Below are 1494 nucleotides of genomic sequence, written 5' to 3'. Positions count from 1 at the left end.
GTTGTAAACACGGAATTCACGGGTCAACGATGCTCCCTGGTCACGAACCGCTTGATTCAGCACAACTGATCCATCCAAATCAGAGATGGATCGATGAAACGTTCCAGGAGGGATACGGAGGATGTCGCCTCCAGCCGCTAAACGAACAATATGAAAAGGCTGATCCCAAGAAAGATTAACGAGATAAAACGTACGCCCTCCACTTGCAGCGAGGAGATTATCTTCCTGGTGGGGATGTAAATAAAATTGCCAGTCTCCTGTTTTCAGATCATTTGGAGGACTAATGGCAGGCCCACTATGAATAACAAGATCACGGGCATTTGACGACCCTATCGTGACATCAAAAAACCGCACTGCAGGCGTATCCCTAAATCGTTCGTACGAAATCAACTCAAACATGTAGCAATGGGAATTCCCAATTTATTTCCCACTACTTTGACCGAGTCAATAAAGTTTTTTAGTGCCAACAGCCACGCTTTAAGCAATACGCTCCAATCCATTCCAAACCCAAGAACAACATTCACGACCTAATCACCAGCCCTTTTGAGAAGGGTCGTCAGCTAAGAATCCAGCGAAAACTGCAAATCATGAACGAGAAAGCAACCTAGTTTCATAAGAAATCCTAAAGATGTATCAGTCTGAACTCCATTGCTATTTGTTGTTAGGGAAAATTTTGCTGTAGCAACAGCTACACAACGTTCACTTTGCTGATACGCAAAGCGCATCACACCTCAGGCCATGGAACGGGGACCTGGGAGCTTGCTTGAACAATCACCATGACTTCCCTTCTGTACAGAGGCCATCAGTATCAACAGCCTCACGTCACTGAACAGCCCACAAGCGTTCAGCTCACCTATCGACGTCACATCTACAAGACGCGCCAACAGGCAGCAAAAACTGAGCAGTCGGTTGTACTGACTTACCGCGGCCTGCAGTACGTGCGCTGCAGCTGAGCATCACCCTTCTGCCTGCCAAGGTTCTTGTGAACCTGAGCAGGCAGAAGCGACTCCCTAGCAAGCGCTCAGAGATGGGCAAACTCACATCCTCCACGTACTTACAGGAGTGATCCCGAGTTTTTTCCGAAGTTTCTGAACAACTGGTCGCCATCAGAGCCATGGTGCAAGGGTTAGGTCCCGCCATGTTCACAATCGAGAGAAAATCAGGCACTCACTGGCAGCCTGAAATCCAACGCAAAACGGAATTTAAAGCTTTCGTGGATGCCCGGACGAAATGCATGGCCACCGGCCAGACCTACCGCGTGGTGAATCGAGACCAAGGTGTTGAGTGTGTGATCACTCTTGATGACTGCAGAAAGCACTTTCACGCTCTTTAGGACAACCACAAGAAAGGCTCTAAGAACTAGAAACGATTTCATAAATATCCAATAAACGGCACCAGATAGCCCTATCCCCCCAGATAAGCCATCTCGGCATGGGGTTTTTCTTGACCACTCCGCAGACTCCGCTCTTCACTAAAGCGATCAGAGCGGCGCGT

Annotated in this window: 2 protein-coding genes; one reads left to right on the top strand and one right to left on the bottom strand. The window is 48.4% G+C overall.

What is annotated here, in order from left to right:
* Nucleotides 1–399 (bottom strand): hypothetical protein (locus WH5701_RS18555; protein ID WP_037981794.1); only part of this gene is annotated, 399 nt, incomplete at its 3' end.
* Between the two features lie 377 nt (nucleotides 400–776).
* Here WH5701_RS18555 and WH5701_RS17055 point away from each other — a divergent pair.
* On the top strand, nucleotides 777–953 hold the full coding sequence (locus tag WH5701_RS17055; protein ID WP_009788610.1) for a DUF4278 domain-containing protein: 177 nt from the start codon (nucleotides 777–779) through the stop codon (nucleotides 951–953).
* Nucleotides 954–1494: the final 541 nt, after the last annotated feature.

It is taken from the genome of Synechococcus sp. WH 5701 (assembly GCF_000153045.1).
GTDB classification, from domain to species: domain Bacteria; phylum Cyanobacteriota; class Cyanobacteriia; order PCC-6307; family Cyanobiaceae; genus Regnicoccus_A; species Regnicoccus_A antarcticus.
The sequence above is the reverse complement of the archived record's forward strand: the minus strand, read 5'-3'. Positions and strand labels throughout refer to the sequence as shown.

What these genes read in the sequence shown, in the direction of transcription:
- WH5701_RS17055 (WP_009788610.1), top strand. Translation starts at nt 777, where the DNA reads ATGACTTCCCTTCTGTACAGAGGCCATCAGTATCAACAGCCTCACGTC.